The sequence below is a fragment of the Saccharopolyspora sp. NPDC002686 genome (assembly GCF_040295745.1).
In the GTDB taxonomy this organism is placed as follows: domain Bacteria; phylum Actinomycetota; class Actinomycetes; order Mycobacteriales; family Pseudonocardiaceae; genus Saccharopolyspora; species Saccharopolyspora oryzae.
This window is the reverse complement of record NZ_JBEOVY010000482.1, coordinates 1-4,612: the sequence shown is the minus strand read 5'-3', so window position 1 is coordinate 4,612 and position 4,612 is coordinate 1. Positions and strand designations below refer to the sequence as shown.

5 protein-coding genes are annotated in these 4,612 nt (G+C 70.6%); all 5 read left to right on the top strand.

Annotation, left to right across the window (positions count from 1 at the left end; genetic code table 11):
• A partial coding sequence (locus ABTZ89_RS36000) for a VWA domain-containing protein (RefSeq protein ID WP_351053418.1) occupies window positions 1-1,169 on the top strand: 1,169 nt, incomplete at its 5' end.
• 267 nt (window positions 1,170-1,436) lie between these two features.
• Window positions 1,437-2,465, top strand: a complete 1,029-nt coding sequence (locus tag ABTZ89_RS35995; RefSeq protein WP_351053416.1) for a DUF6346 domain-containing protein — start codon at window positions 1,437-1,439, stop codon at window positions 2,463-2,465.
• Window positions 2,466-2,485: 20 nt separating this feature from the next.
• The gene (locus ABTZ89_RS35990) at window positions 2,486-2,905 is read left to right on the top strand and encodes a YbaB/EbfC family nucleoid-associated protein (RefSeq protein WP_351053414.1); all 420 of its coding nucleotides are present in this window, start codon (window positions 2,486-2,488) and stop codon (window positions 2,903-2,905) included.
• Between the two features lie 15 nt (window positions 2,906-2,920).
• On the top strand, window positions 2,921-3,226 hold the full coding sequence (locus ABTZ89_RS35985; RefSeq protein ID WP_270952468.1) for a type VII secretion target: 306 nt from the start codon (window positions 2,921-2,923) through the stop codon (window positions 3,224-3,226).
• A 4-nt stretch (window positions 3,227-3,230) separates the two neighbouring features.
• Window positions 3,231-4,505: a WXG100 family type VII secretion target gene (locus ABTZ89_RS35980; RefSeq protein WP_351053411.1), complete on the top strand. Its 1,275-nt coding sequence runs from the start codon at window positions 3,231-3,233 to the stop codon at window positions 4,503-4,505.
• Window positions 4,506-4,612: the final 107 nt, after the last annotated feature.

Sequence of the window (4,612 nt, the reverse complement as noted above, 5' to 3'; positions counted from 1 at the left end):
CCGCGATCGCGCACGCGGCCTGGCGCGGAGCCGACGAAGTCGCCGAGGCCGATGTCGAAGCGGCGGCACGGCTCGCGCTGCCGCACCGGCGGCGCCGGGACCCCTTCGACGAGCCGGGCATGGCTGAAGAGCAGCTGGAACAAGCGCTCGCCGAGGCGGCGGAGCACGCCGAGGACGACGAGCCGCCGGAGGGGCCGGACGGCCCCGGAGGCGGCGGTCGGACGCCGGACGAGCCGACGGAGCCGTCAGGCGGAGGCGGGGAGCAGCGCGAGGAGGAGCGCAGCGACGGGCGGGCGCCGGCGGACAAGGCGCCGGCGGCGCCGACGCCGGCGTTCCGGGCGCGGCTGCTGGAGGTGCCGGGGCTCGGCGACGGGGCGCCGGGACGGCGCTCGCGGTCGCGGTCGCGGAGCGGCCGGACGACGCGGTCGTCCACTGTGGAGGGTCACGGCGTGCACGTGGCGGCGACCTTGGCCGCTGCGGCGCCGCACCAGGTCGCCCGCGGGCGCAGCGGCCCGGGGTTGGTCCTGCGGTCGGATGACCTGCGGCGCGGTATTCGGGAGGGGCGCGAGGGGAACCTGGTGCTGTTCGCGGTGGACGCGTCCGGGTCGATGGCTGCGCGGGAGCGGATGTCGGCTGTCAGCGGTGCGGTGTTGTCGCTGCTCAGGGACGCCTACCAGCGGCGCGACAAGGTCGGTGTGGTCACGTTCCGGGGCGACTCGGCGGAGCTCGCGCTGCCTCCGACGTCCTCTGTGGACATCGCTGCGGCGCGGATGCGCGGGCTGCGCACGGGAGGTCGCACGCCGCTCGCGGATGGTCTGCTGAAGATCGAGCGGGTAGTGCGGCGCGAGCAGATGCGCGACCCGCAGCGCCGGGTGCTCGTCGTGCTGCTGACCGACGGGAAGGCCACAGTGGCGGTGAATTCCGAGCTGAGCGGGCGAAATCGGGCCCAGCGCGCGGTCGAGGACGCGCTGCGCGCGGCGGGTCTGGTCGCCGGGACCGGCGCGGCGTCGATCGTGGTGGACTGCGAGAACGGGATGGTCCGGCTCGGGCTGCCCGCCCGGATCGCCGCTGCTCTGGGTGGACCGTGCCTGCGGCTCGAGGAGCTGTCGGCGGAGAACGTCGCCGGTGTGGTGCGCGCGGTCCGCGATGAACGCCCGCATGCCGCTTGATCTCGTTTTGGTTACGAGATTCTTGATTGCACGTACCCGCCCACTGCCCGGATTGGTACGGTGACTGCCGTCCACCTGACCCCCAGGGGTGGACTTGCGAAGCGCCCCCGCGCTCCCGGCGACCCCCAGGCCGGTCGAGTGCGGGGGCTCTTTTTTCGCCCAGCGCGGCTCGCTCCGCCTGTGTCCCGGGTGCGGGTGATTTGCCGGTTTTCGGAATGCGAGGATGCATTCGCCGAAGGGCTCGGCATCGCTGAACGCAGGAGGGACATGGGCTCGAAGTCGGCCGCTGACGCTCCGGACTTGAAGGGGGAACCAGCCCGCAACCCGCGCACTCCGCCGTGGCGGGAGCCGTGGACGAGCCTGCCCGGCGTGGGGCGTTGGGCAGACCTGCCAGGGCAGGAGCGGTTTTGGCGGATCGCCTACGTGGTTTCGCAAGTGGCGGTGCGCGGACTACTCGCCTTGGTGCTGCTCACCGTTGCCACCAACACGGGAGTGCTGAGCTCCGACGGCTCTGTGGCGAAGCGGGGAACTGCGCTGGCCACCCACTGCGAGTCGACCGGTCCGGTCAGTCGAGCCGGTTTGGGTTGGTACTGGGCCTGCGAAGCGCAGATCACCTGGTCCGACGGGACGGAGACGCGGAAGAAATTCCTGAACTCGGAACTTACGCCGGAGAACGAGACCCGGCCTGAGCCCGTGGTGTACCGGAAGGTGCGGAACTCGGCGGACCAGATCGCGGTCGACAAGCCGATGCCGTTCATCGGACTGGGCTACGCCCTGTTCGTCGCGTTGGTGTTCGCGACGTTCTACGGGGTGCGGATTCCTGGCTTGCCGCCGATGCCTGCTGAGCGACGTGCAGAACGGCGCCGTCGGGTCCGTCTGCAGTGGTGGCAGCCGCTGGCGTTGCCGATCGGCTGGGGCCTGGTCGTCGCGGGTGGACTGGGCACGGCATCGGCCGCGATGGGCCGTTCGGTGCTGGTGATCGTGCTCGGTTTCGTTGCGCTCGTCGCTGGTTGGTTCGTATCGCAGGGGCGGCGGAAGTACGGCGTCCTCGAGCCGAAAGTGCTGCCGCCGGACCAGACGCGGCGGTTCGGCAAGGTCGGGCGTTTGCTGGTGATATTCGGCAGCGCGGCGGCCGTCTTGAGCGCCGTGACGGCCTTCCCCGAGTGGTTGAACGTCATCAGCGCTGTTGCGGTGCCGTTGGCCGTGGTCGCGGTGGGATGGCGGCTGAGTCTGGTGGCGAACCGGCGATCGGGTGGAACCGACCTGGCGGAAACTGCGTCAAACCGGACGTCGTAGGGGCAACGGGAGGAAATTCAGTGGAGCAGTCGCCGGAGCAGTGGTTGGCGATGATGCAGGAACGGGCTGACGAGATGGTGCGCCAGTCCGAGCAGATCCAGCAGCAGATGCAGGAAATGGCCGAGACGGCGAGCGATCCCGATGGTGCGGTGTCGGTCACGGTCGGCGCCAACGGTGCGCTGAAGGATCTGCAGATCGACCAGCGGGCGATGCGCCAGAGCGCGGCGGAGCTGCAGGCGACGATCCTGCAGCTCGCCGGGCAGGCGCAGGCCGCGGTGGCCGGTCGCGTGGTCAGCGCGGTGGAGCCGGTGGCGGGCGCCGCCGGGATGGACTTCCTGCGTTCGCAGCTCCCGCCCGAGCCGGAGCCCGAAGCGGCCGCGACCCGGCGCCCTGCGCCGGACGACTACGACGACGAACCGCCGCAGACCTTCCTTCGCTGACCAGGAGCAAGCACGATGTCGCAATTCGCCGTGAAACCCGCCGCGCTGCGGTCGCATTCGGACTACCTGTCGGAACTCGCGGGGAAGATCTCGGCCGCCGCGGACAAGGCCAGCGGGGTCAGCTTCGGCGTGGATTCCTTCGGCCTGGTCGGCCAGATGTTCGCCACCCAAGCGCGGGAGACCTCGCAACAGGCGGCGGAGCAGATCCGCACCTTCTCGCAGAACACCGACCTGCTCGGCGAGAACGTCAACGCGTGCGCGGCCGACTACGAAGGCGACGACCAGCGCAACGCTGATTCCATCGGAAAGATCGAGGTGTGAGCTGATGTCGTCGATGTTCGTCGACATGGAAACGCCGTCCCTGGGGTCGGGGGTTTGGAGCGCGGGTTCGGGCATCTTGGATTCAGCCCGGGCCACCGCCAACGCGGTGACAACCGAAGACTGGGGCGACCTCGCAGCCAGCGGCGGTGTGCTCGCCCTCGACGGGCTGCTGATGGCGATCGACCCGGTCGGATCCGTGCTGGCCGCCGGCGTCGGCTGGCTGATGGAGCACCTCGCGCCGCTGCGCGAGCTGCTCGACTTCGTCGCCGGTGATCCGAACGCGATCAAGGAGGGCGCGGACACCTGGCTGGCCATCAAGGAGGACCTGCAGCAGCTCGCCGACGAGTTGCCCGGGCAGGCCGAGCAGCAGACCAGCGAGTGGTCCGGTCAGGCCAAGGACGCGTACTCGCGGCAGGTCAAGGAGTACACCGACGGTCTGCAGGCGCTGTCGATCAGCGCCGGTAGTGCTTCGGCGACGATCGCCACCGCAGGCACGATGGTGGCCACCTGCCGCGGCATCATCCGCGACATCATCGCCGCGATCGTCGCAGAGCTGATCAAGGGCGCGCTCGCGGCGTTGGCCGGTTCGGTGGTCAGCTTCGGCGCGACGGTCGCCGGTTACCTGGCCTACGCGGCCGGGCGGATCGGCATGACCATCGGCAAGATCACCGCCAAGATCAGCCAACTGCTGGCCAAGCTCGGCAAGGCGGGCGCGCTGATGGCGCGAGCGCTGTACGACATGGCCAAGGTCGGCTCGAAGATCGGTGCGGACCTGGTCACTTCGGGCGCGAAGGTGTTCCCCGCGTCCCCGGCGCTCGGCGGGGCCACCCATGCAGCCGGACGCGCGGCGACGGCGGGCGCGGACGGCCTGGGGACGGCGGCCTCCGGCATGACCCGTGCGGCGGACGGCCTGACCGGGGCGGCCGGGCGAACTGCGGACGCGGCCACCGGCATCACCCGCGGTTCGGAGAACCTGGCGGGCACCGGCCTGCGCTGGGCGAACGGTGCCGACGATGCGGGCCGGTCGGCCGCGGAGGGCGTCGGCAACGCGATCGAGAAGGGCCGGTACCGCGGGGCTTACGAGGACGCCATGGACCAGGTTTCGAACGTGACGAAGCCGGAGAGCGCGGTCATCCGTGGTGGGCTCGGTGCTGAGCAGTACCACGAGCAGAACTACGACGAGGACTCCGGTTCGTACTACGACGGCTACAACGGCAGTGGTCAGTACACCGGCGACCACGGTCGGGACGGCTACCGCGACGCGCCGCGTCCCGAGTAATCGCTTCCGGTCGTGAGCGGCGATGGTGGCAAGAGCGACCGTCGTGACCCGACCGCCCATCCCGGGCGACGGGTAGAGCACTGGGCCAACGCCTGGGAAGCCACGAC